Annotated in this window: 17 protein-coding genes; 3 read left to right on the forward strand and 14 right to left on the reverse strand. The window is 63.2% G+C overall.

The window, feature by feature from the left end; all coding sequences use genetic code 11:
* Nucleotide 1: 1 nt before the first annotated feature.
* The 6 genes from INP52_RS08440 to guaA all read right to left on the reverse strand — a co-directional run bounded on the left by INP52_RS08440 (nucleotide 2) and on the right by guaA (nucleotide 9,721).
* Nucleotides 2-2,878 carry a DUF4116 domain-containing protein gene (locus INP52_RS08440; protein WP_194370842.1) on the reverse strand — a complete coding sequence of 959 codons (2,877 nt, stop codon included), beginning with the start codon at nucleotides 2,876-2,878 and terminating at the stop codon, nucleotides 2-4.
* Nucleotides 2,879-4,290: 1,412 nt separating this feature from the next.
* Complete coding sequence (locus INP52_RS08445; RefSeq protein ID WP_194370843.1) at nucleotides 4,291-5,226, reverse strand: nucleotidyl transferase AbiEii/AbiGii toxin family protein; 936 nt, start codon at nucleotides 5,224-5,226, stop codon at nucleotides 4,291-4,293.
* Nucleotides 5,208-5,969 carry a type IV toxin-antitoxin system AbiEi family antitoxin domain-containing protein gene (locus tag INP52_RS08450; RefSeq protein ID WP_194370845.1) on the reverse strand — a complete coding sequence of 254 codons (762 nt, stop codon included), beginning with the start codon at nucleotides 5,967-5,969 and terminating at the stop codon, nucleotides 5,208-5,210. Before INP52_RS08450 ends, INP52_RS08445 begins: the two co-directional genes overlap by 19 nt.
* A 117-nt stretch (nucleotides 5,970-6,086) precedes the next feature.
* The gene (locus tag INP52_RS08455; RefSeq protein ID WP_228478326.1) at nucleotides 6,087-7,334 is read right to left on the reverse strand and encodes a hypothetical protein; all 1,248 of its coding nucleotides are present in this window, start codon (nucleotides 7,332-7,334) and stop codon (nucleotides 6,087-6,089) included.
* A 15-nt stretch (nucleotides 7,335-7,349) separates the two neighbouring features.
* Nucleotides 7,350-7,994 (reverse strand): type IV toxin-antitoxin system AbiEi family antitoxin domain-containing protein, encoded by a 645-nt coding sequence (locus tag INP52_RS08460; protein WP_194370848.1) that lies wholly within the window; start codon nucleotides 7,992-7,994, stop codon nucleotides 7,350-7,352.
* A gap of 125 nt (nucleotides 7,995-8,119) precedes the next feature.
* Nucleotides 8,120-9,721, reverse strand: a complete 1,602-nt coding sequence (gene guaA / locus INP52_RS08465; protein ID WP_194370852.1) for a glutamine-hydrolyzing GMP synthase — start codon at nucleotides 9,719-9,721, stop codon at nucleotides 8,120-8,122.
* A 217-nt stretch (nucleotides 9,722-9,938) separates the two neighbouring features.
* Here guaA and INP52_RS08470 point away from each other — a divergent pair, with 217 nt between their 5' ends.
* A complete protein-coding gene (locus tag INP52_RS08470; protein WP_194370854.1) occupies nucleotides 9,939-11,438 on the forward strand; it encodes an LCP family protein in 1,500 nt (499 codons plus the stop codon).
* Nucleotides 11,439-11,495: 57 nt separating this feature from the next.
* Here the strand turns inward: INP52_RS08470 and ychF are convergent, their stop codons facing one another.
* The 4 genes from ychF to INP52_RS08490 all read right to left on the reverse strand — a co-directional run bounded on the left by ychF (nucleotide 11,496) and on the right by INP52_RS08490 (nucleotide 15,830).
* On the reverse strand, nucleotides 11,496-12,560 hold the full coding sequence (gene ychF, locus INP52_RS08475; protein ID WP_194370857.1) for a redox-regulated ATPase YchF: 1,065 nt from the start codon (nucleotides 12,558-12,560) through the stop codon (nucleotides 11,496-11,498).
* 10 nt (nucleotides 12,561-12,570) lie between these two features.
* Complete coding sequence (locus INP52_RS08480; RefSeq protein ID WP_194370859.1) at nucleotides 12,571-13,887, reverse strand: 4Fe-4S binding protein; 1,317 nt, start codon at nucleotides 13,885-13,887, stop codon at nucleotides 12,571-12,573.
* Between the two features lie 213 nt (nucleotides 13,888-14,100).
* Nucleotides 14,101-14,547 (reverse strand): hypothetical protein, encoded by a 447-nt coding sequence (locus tag INP52_RS08485; RefSeq protein ID WP_194370861.1) that lies wholly within the window; start codon nucleotides 14,545-14,547, stop codon nucleotides 14,101-14,103.
* Nucleotides 14,548-14,837: 290 nt separating this feature from the next.
* Complete coding sequence (locus INP52_RS08490; RefSeq protein WP_194370863.1) at nucleotides 14,838-15,830, reverse strand: glycosyltransferase; 993 nt, start codon at nucleotides 15,828-15,830, stop codon at nucleotides 14,838-14,840.
* A 97-nt stretch (nucleotides 15,831-15,927) separates the two neighbouring features.
* Between INP52_RS08490 and INP52_RS08495 the strand changes: the two genes are divergently transcribed.
* Complete coding sequence (locus INP52_RS08495) at nucleotides 15,928-17,040, forward strand: glycosyltransferase (protein ID WP_194370865.1); 1,113 nt, start codon at nucleotides 15,928-15,930, stop codon at nucleotides 17,038-17,040.
* Nucleotides 17,041-17,118: 78 nt separating this feature from the next.
* Here INP52_RS08495 and INP52_RS08500 read toward each other — a convergent pair whose 3' ends face one another.
* The 4 genes from INP52_RS08500 to INP52_RS08515 all read right to left on the reverse strand — a co-directional run bounded on the left by INP52_RS08500 (nucleotide 17,119) and on the right by INP52_RS08515 (nucleotide 21,948).
* Nucleotides 17,119-17,790, reverse strand: coding sequence for a transaldolase family protein (locus INP52_RS08500; protein ID WP_194370867.1), 672 nt, complete (start codon nucleotides 17,788-17,790; stop codon nucleotides 17,119-17,121).
* Between the two features lie 92 nt (nucleotides 17,791-17,882).
* Complete coding sequence (locus INP52_RS08505) at nucleotides 17,883-18,755, reverse strand: radical SAM protein (RefSeq protein WP_228478327.1); 873 nt, start codon at nucleotides 18,753-18,755, stop codon at nucleotides 17,883-17,885.
* A complete protein-coding gene (locus INP52_RS08510) occupies nucleotides 18,745-21,078 on the reverse strand; it encodes a formate C-acetyltransferase/glycerol dehydratase family glycyl radical enzyme (protein WP_194370871.1) in 2,334 nt (777 codons plus the stop codon). Before INP52_RS08510 ends, INP52_RS08505 begins: the two co-directional genes overlap by 11 nt.
* A 153-nt stretch (nucleotides 21,079-21,231) precedes the next feature.
* Nucleotides 21,232-21,948: a GntR family transcriptional regulator gene (locus tag INP52_RS08515; RefSeq protein ID WP_194370874.1), complete on the reverse strand. Its 717-nt coding sequence runs from the start codon at nucleotides 21,946-21,948 to the stop codon at nucleotides 21,232-21,234.
* A 183-nt stretch (nucleotides 21,949-22,131) separates the two neighbouring features.
* Between INP52_RS08515 and INP52_RS08520 the strand changes: the two genes are divergently transcribed.
* Complete coding sequence (locus INP52_RS08520; RefSeq protein ID WP_194370876.1) at nucleotides 22,132-22,728, forward strand: hypothetical protein; 597 nt, start codon at nucleotides 22,132-22,134, stop codon at nucleotides 22,726-22,728.
* Nucleotides 22,729-22,730: the final 2 nt, after the last annotated feature.

Consider the following 22,730-nt stretch of genomic DNA (forward strand, 5'->3'; position numbering starts at 1 on the left):
CCTATGACGAGGAGCCGCCTTTTAGCCCGCCAACTGGGAGCGCGCCAGCCTTGCCAGCGTAGTCCAGCACCTCGTCACGCCAGATGCGGATAACGTCCTGGTCGAAGACGTACTGTATCGACCTCATGATGCGCGACGGTTCATACATCCTTGCGTCAGTATCGATGACCGCATCGGGCACGGGAGCCAGGGACGTCGCTCTCTTTGAAAGGATCGGAAGAGCGTCGCCCTTCTTGGCTTTATCGAAACGTCCAAGCAGGTAGGTGCCATCTGAAGACACAGGACGCACCGGGGATGACTTGAGAAGAGCCCGGAATGTCTTGAAGAGCCTCCTCTCGGCAGTGGATTCCGCATAGTAATAGGACACCTTTCCGTCATAAGGATTCAGATACACATGGTTCCAGAAGTCCACGTCGACGATGCAGCCATGGATATCGCCGCAGCCCCCTACCGCTCGGACCTCCTTCGATATGGCGTTGAGGGCTCGCCTGTACGGCGCGAACGCGTTTCGAACGCCATCGGCATAACGGGACATGTTCTCGTAATAGTATTCCTTCGGGTGATAAAGACGGTTGAGGCGACCCCCGACCAGGAGATTCAGGTTAGCCCCGCTCGAGAACACGAACATGTATGTCCCATCGCACTTGAGCATCCAGATGGTCCCCTTACGCTTGAAAGGATCCATCGATATTCCGCGGCCGCGGCTGAAGTCCTCGTATTGCGCGGCCGTTATCTCGTAGATGCCGTCAGGCCATTCCTCGAACGGGTCGTATCTACCGCGAACGACAAGCTCGTCGAAGTGCCACTCGCGGGGCTCGTAGCCGACCTGGTTGTTTGAGAGAACAGTCGTCCCATCGTTCTTACGCAGAATGACGTTCCGGTGAGTGTGCCCGTTCACGTAGACCCAGTTGGGATTGAGGGCTACGTCCGACCAATCATGCACGGGATTATGGGTGAGCACGATCACGCGACGGTCGCCGGCGCACCGCAGCACCTTCTTGTAGGCTGCCCGGAAGCGCTCCGCGCGCCTCACGTCCTCATCATAGTCGAGCGTTCCGCGGTAGATGTCTCCGACCTCGGCGTTAAAAGTTGGATTCAGCGCAGAGAATCCCGTTCCCCCGAGCACGAGGAGCGTGGATTTGCGGCAGACCTCCGCGAGCTCTGCGTCGCCGGCATCGAGGAGAACGTCTTCCGGTATACGCCTGAGGTTAATACCCCTATGCATGACGATAAGGCTGTTGTCGAGCAGGTAGACGCCGAGCTCCTTTAACCTGTCACGGTAGCTCGCGATAACGTCGTCAATCGGTCGATTCGTCGTCTTCCCGTCAACGCCGAGATCCCACAATTCGTGGTTTCCCAGAACACCTATTCTTATCATGTTGGGTAGGCCGCGACATAGCGCGTCATAGAAAAGGGCAGTCAACTCCAATCCATCCGCAACGTCTCCGCCGACGAGTACGACGCCTTGCCCATTGTTGACGACATGCATGGGCCCTATCCCTCTCTCGGATCCGACGCTGCCATAGGTACCGTCGAGAGAGTTGATCAGTTCAGCGACCTTCCCTTCGACCACCGGCCTCGCCTGGGAGAGAGTCATGCCGCCCAGTTTCAGCTGATGTTCGAGATGGAGGTCGGTGACATAATGGACGCGCAGCGAGGACTCGTCAGGCTCGTCCCTCACCACTAATTCTGGAGATTCACCGATTCTCACAATGGAGCCGTCTGGTGCAGCCGTTTTCGGAATCTGCAACCCAGCAGCCGTCCGCAGCTTGGTTCTGTCCCGTGGCTGAGCCAGCTCTCTTTTTACCTCTTCAGGAAACCAATCGAGACTCACGCTGTCGCCGCCGCGTCTCCTTGCTTTGAGGCACATCTTCTTCGTACGAAGATGCCTCGGAACGTATTGCAGGGCGAGTGGGGACGAGTCGAGCGCCGCCTTAATGAGTCGACTGTTCTCGTTAGTCGGAGGTGCGATGAGACCGTAGTACTTCCAATTCTCCGAAATTGACTTGACACACGCCTTGATGTCGACGAAGTCATCGGGCACTCCCGAGATACTGGCGGGGAACAGCGATACGGACAAGTCTGCAAGCCCCTGGGACATGAAGGCGTCCGGGACGCGGTTTATCGGCCATGACAATTGCCAGGGACGGAAGCGCAAGTAATTGTCGCTCGTTGGTGGAACCTCTTTCAGAAGCGCCTCAACCGGATGGCGTATCGCCGATTCAGCGAGCTCGCGACTCATAAGCTCAGGCGCTACGCTTGAGATGGCCGCGCCGTTTTTCCGTACAGCCAGTTCGCAGAGCTCTCGGCCGGCATCGCCTTTCAGGAGTTCTTTAGGGACATACGCGAGGGCTGGGTCAAATCCGCCGTTCACGCGGTCGTCGTTGCTGACTGCCACCTTGCATAGGGCAAAGTCGACGATACGGGCCGGCACATTTCGGAGCGCCTGCCCATTGTTCGAGACGGCCGCCATGCAGATGTCGTACGAGCGGTGCTCCTCCGGTACAGACGAGAGCGCCCCTCCTTCGTTCGACACCGCCGTAAGGAATATCGCATCATCGAGGTACTTCTCTGGTACATAGCGGAGGTTGTGCGCATCCCTCTCACATGCCTCTAGGCACAAATCGTACGTCATCGCGCGTTTCGAGGCGAACTTGAGGACGTGAAGCTGGGCTGCATAGCGTTGTCGCCAGTCATTCATGTCGTATTCGAACTCTATGGCCTCGCGGAGAATTTCTTCGGTCTGTCCGCGCTTTCCCATCGCCTTTAAGCCCCACGCACCGGGATACGAGGCAATGTCTGGAGCGGCAACACTGTCTATTTTCCTCGGAACCAGACCGAGAGACTGCTTAAGGGAGTTGCTATTGTCCGAATCCATGCGGCCAACCTTTTCGATATCGCGAAACGCTGGTAACAGCTACGAATATGACAAATTGTCTGACGATTTGTCAGGTTCTGACGATTTGTCAGGTTCGGTTCTTTGTCTGCCTCCATTATGACGCGCCGGATCAAGCCGTCGAACGTCACGGCCGGGAACTCGAGGGAGGGGCGCAAGCCGCCCGCGTTCTCGTACCGGGCGGCTTACAAACCGCGCCTCGATACGCACCGCCAATGTGCGTCGCCAAAAGACCGCTCGACGCAAACGCCAATGGCGCCTTGGGATGCAAGGCTGAATTTGGGCATCGGATTCCAAGATTCAGCCGCCCCACCCGGTGTTGGCGTTAAGCCGAGGGCTGCTGCCAGAAGTGCGGCTGCACATCCGGAAACCTTATGCTTTGGAGAAACGTCGCCGCATCGTCAGGGCCACCGGAAATCACCTCACATCCGCTTCGCCCGCAGCTCCCTCAGTACGCCCTTCTTGAACTGCGACCAGCCGCCAAAGAACTTCTCGTCGGTGGCCGTGGCCCGTCATGAGCGGCCCCGCGTGCAGCGGGATGTGGGAGCCCCCTGTCGCGCAGGTTGTCCGACCCCCGATTCGTCTACGAAGCAGCCCTCTTCTTCCAAGGGGGCTCCTATATAAAGAAAACGCCGGGAAAAAGGCCCCGGCACTTGGGGGCCATCCTATTGAGATCGCCGGTTAATTCATACCACGGGCGGGGCTGTCGAGGCCCTGCCCGCGAACCGCCGGGGCGCGGGCACCGGCGCGTCCCCGGCACAGGGACCGCACCGACCTGGTGGTGAAGCGCTTGCTACCACTCGGTACTGTTTAACCGCGGTTCGCGCCGGCGCCTTCCTTGAAGATGGCCTATAAAGATCTCGAGATGCCCCGCACGGGATGCGGGCACCAGCCGATCAGGAGGACATCCAGAAGAGAGAAGCCGAATCTAGGACATATAGGCACACGGCGCGGAGGCCGCCGCCGGAGGCCCGCAGGGGCCGTCATAAAAAAGGCCGGCTCTAACGGAGCCGGCCTTGCGGAGCATGACCTTTTCGGCTCACTCCCACTCGATTGTTGCATAGCCCGTTTTGATGTAGTCAACAGGGCAGTTGAGCTGGTATTCCCTCCGCTCTCTCGTCGCGAAAACCATATAGTCACCCCGTAGTCATCGATGATTACATACTCCGTAGTCACTTGGGGAGAGTATTTTATGCCGAACGAAGAGTGACATGTTTGACCTGCGTAAACGCAGTTCGATTGCGCGCAACTGACTATATGGACGGGTATAGCGGCGGCGGGGCGAGGTGTCTCCCAACTCAAGAGTGACGATTCTCGAGTGAAGAGTGACAGCTCTGAGCTGGTGGAATACATTGGCGAGATCGCTGAGTGGCTACAAGCCGTCGGACGCCTTGTTACTCGGTCCCAAGCATCTTTCTAATGTTCTGCAGCTTCCACTGGGCCTCCGGACTGGCAATGGCCGCACGCGCCGTTGTCTCGTTCTCGAACAGCAGGGCAGGCTCGAACGCCCCTCTCGAGAATCGACCGAGATATTCTTCCTCGACGTCCGTCTGCGGCAGAACGTAGGCGGAAACGAACTCGCGCGCAGTGCCGACAAGCTGTTCGAGAACGGGAGATTCTTCATCCCTCCGGAGCATGGGCAGGAGCTGCTCCTCGAGCTCGCGTCCCCTGCCGGCAAATCGCTCGGGACGGCTCTCGAACCCGTGCGGGAACGTCGCCGAGAGCGACGCGTAGAAGAGGATGACCTTATGGGCAACGCCGCGCTCCTCAACGCCTCTGGCGTCGAGCACGCGCTTCAAGTTCGCGATATCGTATAGGTCGCGCACCTTCACGCGGTCGAAGAACGCCTTGACCTTGCCTCCGGCGAGCTCGACATCGGCGAAGAGCGGGACGCGGAGCTCTGGCATGAGGGTCGAAGCCCTGCGTTCGATGGCCATCAGCGGGGAGCGGTTCAAATAGATGCAGTCGATCTTCACGTGGTCGGGCCCCCACTGCGACCTGTAATTGAGGATGAAGGTCCTACCGGCATGGCCACCTGGAGCCCCGGAGACGGCATATCCTTGGGAGCGCGCCACCTCGCCGATGGACCTCTCGATGGCCGGCCTCTCGGCAAGCATCGCGTCCCTGTCGAGCGCGCCGACGTACGAGAGGTCGATGTCCACTGACAGCCTCGGCACTTCGAGCATGAACAGGTTGATCGCGGTCCCGCCGTGCAGCGCCCACTTGCCCCTGAGCATGGGGTGCTCGTCGAGCTCCGCGAGCAGGTCGAGAAGTCTCTCGACCTTGTCTAGCGTGCGGGGCGGGAACTCCCTCACGAGCGCGTTATCCACGACATCACCTCTTCCTCGTCTTCGGGCAGGACGAGCCGCCAGCTGGCGACCCAGCCCGCCGATCCCGCGCTCGCGGGCCCCAGGCGGTAAGGTCCGGGCCCGAGTCGACCTTCGAGCAGCGACAGGCTCTCCTCGCCCACGTGCCATTCAGCCTTCTTCGCGGACAGCAGCCACCCGACGCGAGAAGCCATCGAAGGCCCCGCATCGACGGCGAGCCCGACTAGCTCCTCCACGTCGAGGTACACGAAGGCGGTCAGGCTCCGCACCGCCTCCTCGACCCCTCCCGCCAGGGCCGGCTTGCCCAGGCAGTCGACTACCGTCTGCTCCCTGGTCGTGGCGAGGTACGTGCCCGCGGGCGACCTCATGGTCTTCGACCTCGCGTTTCCCACCGGGCCACAGGGGCAGTAGGCGACGCCCCGAAAGTCGAACCTGGACCGCACGGAGTCCGAGCGGAAGCGGCACGCGAAGCCCGCATTGTGCGCGACGCCGTGCGACTCGAGGGCCGAGTGGTACGAGACGACCGCGCCGGCGTCGAGCACCGCGACGACCTCCGTCTGCTCAACGGGGACGTCTTCGAACCGCCCGTGGTTGGAGACGAGGAGCCCGCGGCGCACGCGCTCCACCGCCCCGGACCTCACGGCGCGGCGCAGCTGCTCCTCGGCCGCGCCCGCAGAATCCATCGCCTCGAGGAGCGAGGACGTGGTGAACACGTGATGGCTATCTATGTAGTCTGAGAACTTCATGCTGCATAATTTATCACGAAACCACAATTATTGGTTGGTATATCCATGGTCTATCAGCAGCAAATCATTCCGTGACGTCTCGAAACAAGCCTTGCCACACAGCCAAGTAGGCAGAATCTACTTCGTGGGCTCCGCTTCCTCGATGTCGGAAAACGGATCGACTCCGTACCTACTCACTTTCCATTCGCCCGGCTCCCACTCTGCTGCCGGGTCAACCCCGTCGAATCGGCAAAGGCGAATAAGCGCAGTCCACGATCTGTTTTGGAAACGGAGACTCACTTTTACAAGAGCAAGCGCAGCAGCAGGCCTGTCTATCTCCTCGATCTTGAATTCCTCAATCGGATGGGGCGAGTAGAGCTCCCTCGCCTGGCCCGCAAGCTTGCCGTACGTCATGCCCACGATGTTTGGGAAAAACGACCCCAAGGCCCCGTAATTTTTCGCCTTCCATGCCTCCAAGAAGTCGTTGCAGCTTCTCAGGACCTCATCGTCCGGGCCGATGGGATGCTCGAGATCCACCTGGTGCTTCTTCCAAGCCTTCAACCTCATGTCGTTCTCAGCGTTCCGCCTTTTCATCTCGGAGATGCGCCTGAGCGTCTCAGCCAGGCTTTGACGGTTGCCTTCGCCCTCTTTCTGCGCCCTGGTTACAGAATCGACCCAATCCCCGACAGCGAATAGCATGCACCACGCCTTCGAGGCGACCACGTCGTTATCGTAATCAACGGTCATCCCGTGCATAATGCCGTTGCGGTAGACCTCGTAAACCGGCTTGTCCTCCCTTGCAAAAAAGGGTTTCGTAAACGTCTTTTGAACGGAAGGCAATCCATCCCACACGGTGGCGACGCAATCCTCGGAATGGAGTTCCCCGGCCTCCCTCGCGTGAAGCCCCTTCCTCTCGGCCTTGAAAGCGTCGTTCACGAACCCGTCCATCATGGAAACCGTCACGAGAACCGAACTGTAGTAGCGCCCTTCGAGATAGTCCCTCTCCGCCTTTTCCAGAAGCGGGATACGGGGGCGCATGTCGGGAAAACGGCTCAGCCGAGTGACCATCCAGTGAAGCGAGTCCTTCTCCTTGAGATATTCGACAAGTTCGCGCTCCGCCTCCTCGGGCGTAGGTTGCGCGACAACTTTGCGCATCCTATCCAGATTGAGGGTTTCAGAGAAGACCCAGTTCCTGTCGCCGAGCAGACGATAGAAGTCGTCTACGAGCGAAACGATAACATCAAGTTCATCATTGATACCACGTGCGGTTTTCCTAGCATCGCCGTTCCCCAACAGCCAGCCGAGAGCGCCAAGGGCCGACGCTTCTCGTCGCAGCTTCTTGACTTTAGGAAGGTCGCCAATCGATTCATGTGCGCGATGTTCCATATCTCGCCTCATTCCTCAATCTCCAAGAATCCCCGAGTCCTCAACCAGACCTTGGTAGATGACCCGTCCGCATTCATTACCGTAACGACCTTCGAGCAGCCTCTGGAGCCTCCCGTAGTCGAAGTCGGAGTACCTCCTCGAAGCGTCGCTCAAGGCGTCCGCCACGAGCGAGAGGTCCTCGTCGTCCACGACGAGGTCGAAGACGGTGCGCTCGGGGCGCGTCACGGGGAGCCCCGAGTCGAACGTCACCTCGTCGCGGGCCACTTCCCGCCTGACGAAGCTCGCCGACGGGTTCCTCGTGTTGATTCTCCTTGGGGCGTAGAGCCGGTAGGGCGAGAGCTGCAGATCTCCGATCCCGAGGAGGGCGGAGGCGGTGGACCCCCCGACGGCGATGCCGTCCCAATCCGCGACCCGCATCCTCTCGCGGGAGAACTTCGCCGGGGCGGTGAGCTTCCATATCGCCGCCAGCTCGTCCGCGAGGGAGGAGCCGAACCCCACCATGCGGTAGGCGCCGCGCACGACGCGCTCGAGGCGGCCGGACTCGACAGCGTCGTGAAGGGCGTCGCGCGGGATGCCCATGCGAGCAGCCTGGGCCGTGGTGAAGACGCCCTCCGACTCGGAGAGCTCGGCGATCTTCTCTATGTGGTTCGAATACTTCATGTTGCGATTGTAGGCTGTTTCCCTACAATCGCAACATTCCGCTTCGACTAAAGGAGATGCGAGAGCAAAGCCTGATACGGAACGACGTTCGATGCCAGCTGTTGCCAGCCAATGCAAAATGTGCTTTATTCCCACTCGATCGTCGCGGGCGGCTTGCTCGTGATGTCGTAGGCCACGCGGTTGACGCCGGGGACCTCGTCCACGATGCGCCCGGAGATGCGCGCGAGCACGTCGTAGGGAAGCTTCGCCCAGTCGGCGGTCATCGCGTCGGAGGATTCCACGGCACGCAGGATCACCGGGCGCGCGTAGGTGCGCTCGTCGCCCATCACGCCCACGGAGCGAATGTCGGGCAGCACGGCAAAGTACTGCCAGCAGCTGTGCTCGGAGTTGCGCTCGCCGGTCTGGTCGAACAGGCGCTGGTTGTAGGCGTCGAGCTCCTCGCGCACGATGGCGTCGGCGCCCTTGAGGATCTGAAGCTTCTCGGGAGAGACCGCACCGATGATACGGATGGCCAGGCCCGGCCCGGGGAACGGCTGGCGATACACGATGTGCGCCGGCAGCCCCAGGGCCAGCCCCAGCTCGCGGACCTCGTCCTTGAAGAAGTGGTCGAGCGGCTCGATCAGGTCAAAGCTCACGCCCTCGGGGAACGGGATCAGGTTGTGGTGGCTCTTGATCGTGGACGCCTTGCCGCCGGTCTTGCGCGCGCCGCTCTCGATGATATCGGGGTAGATGGTGCCCTGCGCCAGGAACTTCACCGGGCGGCCACCCTCCTCGAGCTGCTGTGCGACGGCGAAGAACTCCTTCCAGAACTGCGTGCCAATGATGCGGCGCTTCTGCTCGGGGTCGGTCACGCCGTCGAGCAACGCGGCATAGCGCCCCTCCGCGTGGACGTGGATGAAGTCGACGTCGAACTGCTTGGTGAAGACCTCCTCGACCTGCTCGGGCTCGTTGGCGCGCAGCATGCCGTGGTTGATGAACACGCAGGTCATCTGCCGTCCGATGGCGCGCGCGCCCAGAGCCGCGACCACGGAGGAGTCCACGCCGCCGGAAAGGGCCAAGATCACGCGGTCCTCCCCCACCTTCTTGCAGATCTCCTCCACCTTCCGGTCCACGATGTTCTCCATGGTCCAGTCGCCGGAGAGGCCACAGATGTCAAAGAGGAAGTTGGAGAGCATCTGCTGGCCGTGCTCGGTGTGGCGCACCTCGGGATGGAACTGCGTCGAGTAGAGCTTGCGCGCGGGGCACTCCATGGAGGCCACGGGGCAGACCGCGGTGCTCGACGTCACGATGAACCCCTCGGGCGCGCGGCTCACGGCGTCGCGGTGACTCATCCAGACGGTCTGCTTGAGCGGCGTGGCGTTGAACAGAGCAGACTTGGGCGCGCGCTCGATCGTGGCCGGGCCATACTCCCCCACGTCGGAGTGGGAGACCTCGCCCCCCAGCGTCACGGCCATGATCTGATGGCCGTAGCAAAAGCCCAGAACCGGTAGGCCCAGGTCGAAGATCGCGGGGTCGATGGAGGGGGCGTCCTTGGCGTAGACCGAGGCGGGGCCGCCGGAGAGGATGAGCGCGCTGGGAGCCAGCTCGCGCAGCTCCTCCGCCGAGACGTCACAGGGGACGATCTCGGAGTAGACGTGCAGGTCGCGCACGCGCCGGGCGATAAGTTGTCCATACTGGGCCCCAAAGTCCAATACTGCGACGAACTGCTCTGGCCTCGCTTCGCTCATGCGTCCTCCGGTTTTCTCGGCAGCTGATGCGTTATCTGGAAAGCCCCTCTATTATTGCCAGTTTTCTGTGGAGAGCGGCGAATTAATGACCCTTCATGCGCCTTACATCTGTTTTATCTATCATGTAGTGCTCGCGTTTGAGCAGCTCGCGGGGGCACAGCCTCCCATTCGATCAGGAGAAGGGGCCCTCTTGGCTGACAGAAGACCTCATGGACGCATGACTCGTGCAGAGCAGGCGCGCCTCTCGGAGGACCGCTACGGACAAGGTACCCCGGCTCAGGCTCCTCGGAGCAGGGCCGCCCATGCGGGCCGGCATTCTGGCTCCCATGCAGACAACTCTCGCGACGCCGCCTCGCGCACGAACGGCGTTGAGGCATATGCCGCCCGTCGCAAGAAGAAGGGCCATGGTCACGTGCTGCGCGGCGTGCTCATCTCGCTCGCGGTGATCCTCGTGGGCGTAGGCGTGGCGGCCGGCGTCTACCTCACGGACATCAACAGCCGTCTGAGCGCGGGCGTCTCCGACAGCCTGCGCCAGCAGCTCGTCTCCGTGGAGCCCCAGGAGCCGTTCTACATGCTCCTTCTGGGCGTCGACAAGAGCGACGAGCGCGCCGAGGACTGGGGCTCCGACACCTCGAACTTCCGCTCTGACACGATCATCCTGGCGCGCGTCGACCCGCCCAACCAGACCATCACGCTCGTCTCGATCCCCCGCGACACGATGGTGGACATGGGAGACTACGGCAAGCAGAAGATAAACGCCGCCTACTCCTACGGTGGCGCCGCCTACATGACCCAGGTCGTCTCCCAGTTTGCCGGCGTCAACATCTCCCACTACGCCGAGATCGACTTCGAGCAGTTCACCTCCATCGTCGACACCATCGGCGGCATTGAGGTCACCCTGCCCGTGGCCGTCTCCGACGTGGACTACGCCGGCATCGACCTGCCCGCCGGCACCCAGACGCTCGACGGCGGGGAGGCCCTTGGCCTCGTGCGCAGCCGTCACGCCTACGACGCGTACGGAGCGGGCGACTTCTACCGCGCCGCCAACCAGCGCATGGTCATAGGTGCCATCGTCAAGAAGGTCCTGCAGCTCGACGCAGCCTCCATGACCTCCACGGTCTCACAGCTCGCGAGCAGCGTCACCACGGACTTCAACGTCACGGACATCTTGAGCCTCGCCACGCAGTTCAAGGACCTTGACGTGGACAACAACGTCTACTCGGGCCTGGTGCCCACCAACTCCCAGTACATCGACAGCCTCTGGTACGAGGTGGTCGACGAGAGCGCCTGGAAGACCATGATGCAGCGCGTCAACAACGGCGAGAGCCCCTACGCCGACGAGAGTGAGGACCCGACCGCGGGCGTTGCCGGCTCGGTGGGCACTACCAGCTCGGACAGCTCCACGAGCTCCGTTGCGGCGAGCTTCACCGGCTCCGTCACCGTCCTCAACGGCACTGGCACGAGCGGGCTCGCTCAGAACATGGCCAACACCCTGGTGAACGCGGGCTTCTCGGCCACGGCGGAGAACGCCTCGTCCAGCGACATAGCGGAGACGGCCATCCTCTACAACCGCTCGCGCACGGGCGCGCAGGCTGCGGCGCTCGGCGTGGCCCAGACGCTCGGCATCGACGAGGACGCCGTCACCACCAACGACGGGACCTACCCCACGAGCACGGACGTCGTGGTCGTGCTCGGAGCCGATCAGGTCGAGGACTAGCGCCGGCCGGACACGCCTCGGGAGCGCCCCGACTCGCAGGAGAAGACCCCGCGAACCCTACACGTTGAAGCGGAAGTGCATCACGTCGCCGTCGGCCACCACGTAGTCCTTGCCCTCCATGCGGAGCTTGCCGGCAGTCTTGCATCCCACCTCGCCGCCGAGCGCCACGTAGTCCTCGTAGCTAGCCACCTCGGCCTTGATGAAGCCCCGCTCGAAGTCGGAGTGGATCACGCCGGCGGCCTCGGGCGCCTTGGCCCCAATGCGCACGGTCCAGGCCTTGACCTCGAGCTCTCCTGCCGTGAAGTAGCTCTGCAGTCCCAGCAGCTTGTACGCCGCCTGCGCGAGCGTCTCAAGGCCGCTCTTCTCCAGGCCCAGGCTCTCCAGGTACTCGGCGGCCTCCTGCTCGTCGAGCTCGGCGAGCTCGGCCTCCACCTCGGCGCACACGGGAATGGCCTCCACGTCGCCGACCATCGGTGCGGGTCCTCCGAGCTTGTCCTCGTCCACGTTGGCCACGTAGAGGATCGGCTTCATCGTGAGCAGGAAGAGGTCGTGGGACGCCTCGCGCTCCTTGTCGCTCATCTCCAGGTCCGCTGCTCGCCGGCCCTCGTTCAGCCACTCCTGCAGGCGCTTGGCCACGGCGAGGCGCGCCACGTTCTCCTTGTCGCGCTTGGCCTCCTTCTCGAGCTTGGGAATCGCGCGCTCGAGGGTGCCCAGGTCAGCCAGGATGAGCTCGGTCTGGATGATGTCGGCGTCCTCGGCGGGATCGACGCGCCCCTCCACGTGTACGACGTCGGGATCCGAGAAGAACCGCACGACCTCACAGATCGCGTCGGTGTTGCGGATGTTGGCCAGAAACTGATTGCCCAGCCCCTCGCCCTCGTTGGCGCCCTTCACCAGGCCGGCGATGTCCACGAACTCGACCGTGGCCGGCACGATGCGGCTGGGGTGCACGATCTGGGCCAGCTTGGACAGGCGGGCGTCCGGCACGTCGACGACGCCCACGTTGGGATCGATCGTGGCGAACGGATAGTTGGCCGCGAGCCCGCCCTTGCGGGTCAACGCGGTGAACAGGGTCGACTTGCCCACGTTGGGCAGGCCGACGATACCTATCGATAAAGACACGTCCCTCTCCTTACTCCTTCTTGGCAACCGTGGCGCCGCTCTCGCCTGCGGCGGTGCCTGAGCCGTCCAGGCGCTCGAGCGCGTCGGCCGCGCGATTAAGCTGCTTCTTGCCCTGCTCCAGATACTTGGCGACCTCGGTCTTGGCCTGCGCCTTCTTGAGCGCGACCTCCTCGGCCAGCTTGTCCGGGACCACGAGGTCGTGCGCATCCATGGGCTCCATGGTGAGCGCACCGTCCGCGCAGACGGTCACGCACGCCCCGCAGCTCACGCAATAGGGACTCTGGACCGTGATGTTGCCGCCCTTGTCAAGGTCGATCGCACGCGTGGTACAGACCTTGGTGCACTCCCCGCACAGGGTGCAAAGCGCCGAGTCGCAGACGGGAATCCGGAGCTTCACGAAGTCAGCGAGGCCCTCGTCGTGCTGCAGGGCGCCCATCATGAGCTTGCGGCTCTGGGTGAGCATGCGCGCGCGGTTGGACGAGGTCTTGGAGCCCACGGCGTTCTCGAGCTGGCGCTGAAGCTGATCAAGGCGCTTGGAGTGGTCGGATATCTTCTTGGCCACGGCCTGGGCGCCCGCGAGCGCGGGAGTGCTCCTCACGACCAGGCGCTCGGCCGAGTGGATGGCACTGCTCATGAACTGGCTGCGCTTGTAGGCGCGCGTAAGCTCGTGGTCCAGATCCTTCTCGTCGACCTCCAGGCCCAGGGCAGCGTCCGCCCACTCCTCGGCCGTGCCGATGGCCTCCACGTAGGTGTCCTCGCCCGTCGTGGTGCGGCAGCGGTCGCAGATGCCCACCGGCAGGTAGACGCTGATGTTATCGTAGTCCGCGAGCAGCGAGAACCACATCTCGCGCGAAATCATGCCCACGCAGGCGAGGGTCACCTCGTTGCCCTTGGGCAGACGCCTGAGGGCGCGCGTGCAGGTCACGTAGCAGTGCTCGTAGGCCGAGGCCACGCGCGCGATCTGGTCGTAGACCTGACGCGGCATGTGCCGGCGCGACGAGAAGGTCTCCGTGGGGCACACGGCCGCGCACAGGCCGCACTTGCGGCAGGCGTCGGAGATGCTCACCGACTGCTTGTGAATCGTGATGGCGTCGACCGGGCAGACGTCGAGGCAGCGCGAGCACACGTCCTCGCGACCGGCCGCCCCACGCAGGCAGCGATTTGAGTTGGCGAAGGGCTTCTCCTTGTAGTCGGCCGGATCGAAGACCTTGCGCGCGCCCGGGTCCGCGACCAGGGAGTTCATCATCGAGCTGGGGAGGTCCTGCAGCCGTTGCCAGTCGGTCTGGATGTCGATGAGGTCATCGAGGAAGTCTCTCTTCTCGGCCACGCGTCGACCGTCCTCTCCTTGGGTTGGTGAGCGTCCTATTGTACCGCCCGCGTGCAGGCATGTGTGTCCGTACCGAGAAGGACTACGTCCCCCCGTCGACCTCACGTTTCTCGTTGGGCCACAGTCCTCGACTCCCAGCCGTTGCGCCTCGTCCCCCCTCGTCACGTCGAAACCCCGATTTCCAGCCGCTAGCCCCCGTCCCCCTCCTGTCCACTATTTATGTACGACCCCGCTCATGCATGAATATTTTTTCTCCTCCTTGCGCGCGGCGTCGATCGAGCAGGCGGCCGTACCCCCAACCGCTGCAGCCACGGCATCGAGCTTGACCTCGTAGTTGAGCTGCGGAGCAGCGAACGCAAGGGTTCCATGCTCCTCCGGCAGGTAGAGCAGACGCGACATCACCGTCTCCATGGGAGAGCGCGAGCCGTCGCGAATCCAGCGCAGGGCCTCGCGCGCCATCTGGGCGAAGCAGGCCTCCGGACCGGCGGCATAGACTTCCGGGGCCGCCTCGAGCATCGGCCCAGCCGGAACCTCGCCGAGCCCGAAGCGGTGAATCTGAATCCCCTGCGCCTTGCAGGCGGGGGCGTATCTGCGCACGAGGACGTGAAGAGGCGCGCGTCGTAGCCCGAGCGCAGAGTTGTGACTCATAAGAATCAACACGGTGATCCCCTCCCTGGAGGATGGGGGCCCTCGGCCATACCAATCCATCCCGGACGCAGGGGTTTCCCTCGAGAAAATAAAGCTTAGTTCTTTGTGTCTGACGCGAATCGTACATAAACCTGTCACCACTTGACAAAGCCCCCGATAAACAATGTCAAAGGGTCGTCTGAAAAAGATTCATGAGCGACTTCGGTCATACATAAAAAGTTGCTGCTTTAGGGGAGGTGGCCTTCGAGGGGCGCGGCAAGTGACGAGAAGGGCAGAAACAAGACCCGGGTCACACGTCGCCCCTACCCCAGTGGGGGCATGGGCTCCCAGTCGGGATCCTTCTGGATGCGGCGCTGCTCGCGCCAGCCGGCGAAGAGCCGCTTGGTGCCCGAGACGAGACTCCCCCGGTCCACGATGAGGATGCGCACGATCTCCTTGGCGAACGTGAGGAAGGTCCCCACGCCAAAGGCCGCGGGATGGTAGTCGCCATGGAGCCGGTAGTAGCGGGCCAGAAAGCCGCGGTTGCGCGTGATGTAGAAGCGCGTCATGTCCGAGGTGGAGTTGAGCTGGCGGACCGTCCCGATCTCCTTGTTGGGCACCTCTCGACGGCGCCTCAGCACGTAGTCCGGCACGAGCAGCACCGGGCACACCTTGCTGGCCAGGTAGCCGTAGAGGGCGTCGTCCCAGTAGATGAAGAAGCGCGGGTCCGGCAGGCCGATCTTCTGGACCACCCGCCGGCTGAAGCAGCCCCCCTCGAAGCACAGCGCGTTGCACTCCTTGTACTCCTCCCCGGGCTCCCAGCGCGCCCGGGAGAGAGGGTTGTAGATGCCGAGCGCGGTGTTGAAGCGATACTGCCAGAAGAACGGGCCGCCGTCGAAGTCGTAGCGCTGCCCCTGGATGGCGTCGGCCCGCTCGGACCAGCGGCCCAGGACCTCGAGCGCCTCCGGCAGCGCGCACACGTCGTCGTCCATGACCCAGAACCACTCCGCGCCCAGCTCGAAGGCCCGTCGCACGCCCTCCGAGAAGCCCCCGGAGCCTCCCGTATTGGTCTGCATGGGGTCGTAGACCACACGCCCGACGCCACCAGCGGCGTCCGGGTCGTCGGTGGTGGGACCCCACAGGGCACCCGCGCGTGCGGAGAAGTCCGCCACGAGCCGCGCGGTGTCAGAGGAGTTTTCGTTGTCCACGACCACGACGCGCCACGGCGCCACGGTAAGCTCCAGAATCGAGTCGAAGAGCTCGGCCAGCAGCTGCTGGCGCTTGAAGGTCACGATGACGATCGCAGGTCTTCTCATGCACGTCCCTCTACGGCTCCTGTCGCAGCTCCGCGACCCGTCCGACATACTAGTATAGGGTACGACCGAATCGGACCCGCATCCGCAGGGAGGCCGCATGAGCACCAACAACGCAGAGGTCGAACGGGACCTGGTCTCGGTCGTCGTCCCCATCTACAACGTCAAGAAGACCCTCGACGAGTGCCTGGGCAGCATCGAGTCCCAAACGCACGAGCGACTCGAGATCATCTGCGTGAACGACGGCTCGACCGACGGCTCGAGCGCCCTCGCGCACGCGCACGCCGCGCGCGACCCGCGCGTCCTGGTGGTCGACAAGCCCAACGAGGGCTACGGCGCCTCCTGCAATCGGGGCATGGGCATGGCACGCGGGACCTGGGTCGCCATCGTGGAGCCCGACGACGTCCTCGAGCCCACCTGCTACGAGGAGCTTCTCGCCTGTGCCGAGAAGCACGGCGGGGCTCGCGACGTCGACGTGGTGCGCTGCGCCTACTGGCGCGTCTTCGAGGATTCGCAGGGTGCGGACGGGCCGCGAACGACCTGCCCGTACAAGGGGCGCGTCCACCCGCGCCACCAGCCCTTCTCGGTGGGAGACGGCGTCGAGCTCCTGCGCCACCACCCCGCCGTCTGGTCGGGCGTGTATCGGCGCGACTACCTCGCCCAGAGGCGCATCCGCTTCGTGGAGGCCCCGGGGTCCGGCTGGGTCGACAACCCCTTCCTCGTGGAGTCGCTCTGCCGCACGGACAAGATCTGCTATCTCGACCGCCCGCTTTACGTCTACCGCGAGCACGCCCTCGATGACGCGAGCGCCTTCGCCGCGCGCTTCCCGCTCGTGCCGCTCACGCGCTGGAACGACATGCTGGACGCCGCCGCCCTCGCCGGCGTGGACGACGCGCGCGTCATCTCGGCGCTTGCCCTGCGCGGCGTCAACTACGCCCTGATCACGGTCGGTGCGGCAGGCGATGCCCCCGGCGTGCGCGAGCTCGTGGAATCCTCTCTGCGCAGGATCGACGAGGACGTGGTGATGGCCGAGCCCCGGATCAGCCCCGCGGGAAAGAGGCTCTACGCCCGGGCGTGCGGCCTGCCCGGGCCCAAGGCCAGCCCCCTTCCCCACTACGCCCACCTCGCGGGCGAGGCTCTCTATCGCGTGCGCACGAACGGGCTGGGCCTCGCGCTGAGGACCGCCCGCGCCCGTCTCGCCGACCGCGAGTAGGACAAGCCGAGAAGGGAGCGGCCCCGACACCGGTGAGGCATCGGGGCCGCTCCTCGCAGGCCCACCTGAGACGAGGCGCTACTCGGCAGCGAAGGTGCTGCGCCCGAACGAGCTCTTCCATGCGGTGCTGAACTCGTCGACGGCGATCTGCGTGCCGGGGTGATCGATTATGGCCCACACGATGTCCGGCGACACGGTGACCGCGTGCGCCCCCAGGTGCATGATGTCGTGCACCTGGCCCGAGTTCTTGAACGAGGCCGCGACCACCTTGGACTCGAGCCCATTGACGGCCAGCATGTCGAGCAGATCGGAGACCTGCTGGATGCCGTCGCCGTAGTTGCACATGCGGTTGACGTAGGGAGCCAGGTAGTCCGCCCCGTTCATGGCCGCGAGAAAGGCCTCGTCGGCAGAGTAGATCGCGGTGGCCAGCACCCCCAGGCCCTCCGCCTTGGCCGCCTTGATCGCACGCAGCCCGGCCGGCGTCACGGGAATCTTCACGTACATGTTCTTGGGGCGCAGGGAGCAGATCTTGCGCGCGTCCGTCATGATGCCCTCGAAGTCCGTGGCGATGCTCTGCATGAAGAACGCCTGGTCTTCCGAGAGCACCTCGAGCATCTCCTGGGCGACCTGCTCGGGAGCCTTGCCGCTCTTGGTGATGATCGTGGGATTGGTGGTGACGCCAAAAACGCTGATGACGGAGCTGAGCTCCTTGACGGCCTGGGCATCTGCGGTATCGAGCATGAACTCCATGTGACTGCCTTTCCTTTCCTGCTTAAGCTTTCTTTTTTTGCGAAGCATCTCGCAATGATGCATCTATGACTCCCCAGTTTATGCCTTGTTGATCACTCCCCGTGGATGATCGTCTTCAGGCCCGCCCGCCCGCACAGGTCGACGACGGTCTTGACGTCGCTCTCGGAGAGCTGCCTCATTCCCCTGAGCGCATAGGGCATCTCGAGCGCGTCGTACTTGCCCTCCCCCAGCTGATGGAAGGGGAGCACGTCCACCCGGTCGATGCCCTGCCGCTTGATGGTGGCCACGTTGGACGCCACGCAGTCGAGGTCGTCGGTGAACCCCGGGATGATGGGCATGCGCGCAACCACCCGGCCCCCCAGCGTGAGAATCGCCCGGACGTTGGCGTCTCGAACCCTGGGGTCGATGCCCGTCACCTCGAGGCTTCGCTCCCGGTCGGCCATCTTGTAGTCGACGAGGAAGCTGTCACACGCCGCGACCAGGCGAGGAGCGTCCTTGAGGGGGATACCGAGCGTGCTCTCCAGGGCGGTGTTCAGCCCCCTCTCGTGGCAGGCCTCCAAAAAGGCATGGAGAAAGTCCTGGTAGATAAGGCATTCTCCGCCGGAGACCGTGACGCCGCCCCCGCTCTCCTCGTAGAAGGTCCTGTCCCGCTCGACCTCGTCGACGAGCTCGGAGACGCCCCTCACCTTGCCGAGAAGCTCCTTGGCACCCGTCGGGCACTCCTCGGGCGCCACGGGGCACACGTGCTCGCCCGCGCGCATGGAGCACCGGATGCAGAGGCGCTCCTTGTAGGACACCTCAGGCTCGCACGAGAGGTTCTCCGGGTTGCAGCACCAGGGGCAGCGAAAGGGGCAGCCCTTGAGAAAGACCACGGTGCGTATGCCGCCCCCATCGTGCAGGGAGAAGCGTTGCACGTTGGTGACCACGGCCGCGGGAGCACCATCAAGCTCGCGCCTACAGTTCATGCTCGGTTCGATTGATGATGTCATCTTGAATCGCCTTCGAGAGCTCGACGAACATGGCGGAGTAGCCCGCGACGCGCACGACGAGGTCCTTGTGGTTCTCGGGGTACTCCTGGGCGTCCAAGAGCGTCGCGCGGTCCACCACGTTGAACTGGATGTGCTGGATGCCGAGCCTGCAGTAGCTGCGCAGGTACGCCATGAGCCTCGCCAGGCCCGTCTCCCCCTCGAGCGTCGACGGGGAGAACTTGACGTTGAGCAAAGAGCCGTTCGTGTCGAGGACGTTGTTGAGCTTGGACACCGAGAGCAGGCTGGCGGTGGGACCGTTTTTGTCGCGACCAACCATCGGGGAAAGACCCCCGTCCGCGAGCTGCTCGCCCGCGCGGCGCCCGTCGGGAGTGGCTCCCACGGCGGCCCCCAGGGGGATGTGGGCCGAGACGGTATAGCTTCCCGGCTGGAACCTGCCGCCACGCACGTTGTCGTAGCGGGCCACCTCGCACCCATAGTGGTGCAGGAAGCGGCGGCCTATCTCGTCGACCTCGTCGACGTCGTTTCCGTACTTTGCGTGCCCGTTGATGAAGCGCTGCCTCAGAACCTCGTCGCCCTCGCCGGCCCAGTCGCGGTCCAGAACCTCGAGCAGGTGCTCCCAGGTAATGGAGTGCTCCTCGAAGACGGCCTCCTTGATCACGAGAAGCGAGTCCGCGAGGTTGGCCGTTCCCACGCCCTGCACGCCGGACGGGTTGTAACGAGCGCCGCCCGACGTGATGTCGGCTCCCCGCTCGAGGGAGTCGTGCACGAGGGTCGAGAGAAACGGTGTCGGCGAGGTCTCTCGATGGGCCTTGTCACAGACGTTGCACCCCTGCACCATGAGGCGGATGTAACGGTCGATGGTCTTTTCGACCGCCGTCTCGAGCCCCTCGAAGGAGGGAAATCCCTCGGGGTGTGCGCGCAGGGTCAGCTCGAGGCAGCGCACCATGTTGAACATGGATATGTCATGCAGGCCGTACATGCGCCCTGGGATGGAGAGCTCCACGCAGCCCACGACGGCATAGTCTCGGGCGTCTGCCAGGGAGATGCCCCGCTCCACGAAGGACTCGACGTTGACCCCGTCGTTGAAGCACTGGGGAAGACCGTCGCCCAGGCGGATGATCTCGGTCGCCTTGTGGAGAAGGGAGTCGGGCGTCTTCTGGTGCATGCGCAGGCTCAGGTTGGGCTGGGGCAGGCGCGTATCGCGCTGAAGGTCGAGGAGCAGGGAGGAGAGCTCGTTGCTCGCGTCGTTGCCCTCCGCGTCCACCCCACCCACCACGAGGTTGTAGCCAATGGGGAATCCCGCGAAGAAGCGGGCGCTGTCGGTAGAGCGTATGGCGACCACCGTGTTCGTCTTGAGGTAGAAGCACTGAAGGAGCTCACGCACCTCGGCGCCGCTTGCTCCGGACGCCAGGCTCGCCTGGTAGTACGGGAGCAGGTACTGGTCCATGCGCCCCAGCGAGAGGGAGCTCGCGTTCGACTCGTGCTGCAGCACCACCGAGAGCAGCCACACCATCTGGAGGGCGTCGTAGAGGTCTCGGCAGGGCTCCGTGGCGATGTGGGCAAGGACGTCCGCGAGGCGAACGAGCTCAGAGATACGCTGGGGCGTGTCGGGCAGCTCCACGAGGGCGTGGGCGTCATCGGAGGGCGAGCCCTGCGCGGCAAGACGCACCGCATGCTCGTAGCGACGCACGTAGTCGATCATGGCCTGCAGGCTCAGGACGGACGCCTGCAGGAAGTCCTTGTCCGGAGAGGCGTCCCGAAGCGCGCTCGCCTCCCTCAGAAGCGCGCCGAGTCCCCGAGAGAGAACGAGCCCGAAGTCAGCGATGATGTGGCCCTGACCCTTGTCGGTCTGGGCAACGGCGAAGACGCGGTCATTCTCGGCATCCGCGACCTCGGGGGGTCGATGCTGCGTGTACCAGTCATTGAGCGAGCGACCCGCCCAGTAGGGGTAGATGACCTCGCGATACGTGCGCTTGTCCTGGTCGGACATCTCAAAGGTGTCCTGGGGGCGCGTGGGGAACTGGTCGAGCTCGTCAAGAATCCAGTAGGGCGACATCTCGGGCGAGAGCACGCCGGCGCGCGGAGTGGCGCTGCGGTTGCCCACGAGCAGGTCATAGCCATCAATGACGATCTGGTGGTTCTCCAGTACATGACAAAACGCCTTCGCCCGCCGCATGACCGGGGGCTCCCCCTCCGTCTGCTGATAGCTCTCCTGCCAGAGAAGGGCGCGCTCGATGGAGACCTGCCTCTTTCGGGAAAACAGACTGTCCTTGATGCGCTGCGTGCGTGGCGTAAGCATGCGATTCCTCCCTCGTCCCTCTTCCTGCATTCGCTCTTAGTATATCCCATTTGCAGCTAATTATTATTTATTCCTATTGTTTAAGACGAAATAGGTTGGATAGGAAACTGCCGCAGGGCACGGCTCGAGAGGCACCTTCGCTCTGGGCCTCTTCTAGGCATAGGAGAGGCCCTCGGTAAAGTCGAAGGCGTTGCTCGCGCCGCGATAGCTGGCAACCGAGTACTCGACGATCCGCCCGCTGCGGTCGGTCGCCGACGTGTTGAACAGGAAGAGGGGGTCTCCCTCGTTCATGTCGAGCAGGGTCGCCATGTGCGCGTCCGAGCGCTCGACCCTCAGACGGCGTCTCACGCACGTGACCGGGTTTCCGCACTCGTGGAAGTAGTCGTAGAGCGAGGTCACCTCAAAGTTGGCCGAGCCGATGCTGGGATACAGCTCCATGGGAACGAGCGAGTCGACAAGAACGTTCGGGAGCTCGTCCGCGTAGCGAAGGCGCACCAGCTTGAACACCTCGTCGCCTCTTGTCAGTCCCATTTTTTTTGCCATGGACTCATCGGCCGCCACGACTCTGCCCAAGATCACCTTCGTGCGCGGAACCTTGCCGTGACGATACATCTCGTCGTTGAAGCTGAGGATCGACGTGGCAAAGGCCTGCTCGATCTTGCGGGAGCGCACGATCACCCCTCGACGTGGCCTCCTCTCAAGACAGCCCTCCTCCACCAGGAGGTCTATGGCACGGCGTATGGTCGGACGGCTCACGCCGTAGAGCTCGGCGAACTGCTCCTCGGAGGGCAGGACTTCTTTCTCCTTGTAGGTCCCGTCGGCGATCAGGGAGCGAAGCTCGTCACGTATGGAAAGGTACAGAGACTTCATCTCTTAAAGCTCCTCACCAGGATTTCCATTAAGTCATGAGTTTTATAATGACATATTTCTTAACTTTATCGGTCATATTCAGTATCTCACCTCAGTTTGCTACCATAAGTATGGTATCTGCGTTAACATGTTTTTTGCAGATAGAAGGCTCGCTCCCGTCCGCACGTGCCCGAGGAGGCATCCGTGTCACCATTTCTCCTGATTCCCCTTGCCTTCGTCGCGCTTGTGGTGTGGAACAATTTGGAGCGCGAGCATGCGTATCGGAGGGTCCATCGGCTCTTTGCCCAGGGACGTCCCGACGAGGTCCTCGACTATCTCGATCGATGGTGGGTCAGGCTCTGCTTTCCCACCTACAACCTCACGCTCCTGCGTCTTAACGCCAAGCTGCAGAAGGGGGACCGGAAGGCCGCAGGCACCCTGATGGGCGATCTTCTTCGCTCTAAGTGCACCAAGAAGCAGCGCGCTGACCTGCTTCCGCGAGCCTTCGACTTCTACCTTCAGAACGGGAAGTACAAGCAGGCCCAGGTGATCCTTGATGAGATTACCTCGACCTCAACAAACCCGCGGTTCGTGGCGGAGTGTCAGCTCACCTATGACATCACGGCCAAGGCGGACACGAGCCACATAGCCGAGATGGAGGAGAGGGCCGCGCACGCCGAGGCCTCCGAGCGAATGCGCCTCCTCCACCTGCTGGCCATCCAATATGAGAACGCCCACAACCCGGAGATGGTCGAGCGCTGTCACGAGCGCATGAGCGCCCTCGTCGAGAAGTCTCTCTAGGA

Source organism: Thermophilibacter immobilis, from assembly GCF_015277515.1.
Lineage (GTDB): Bacteria > Actinomycetota > Coriobacteriia > Coriobacteriales > Atopobiaceae > Thermophilibacter > Thermophilibacter immobilis.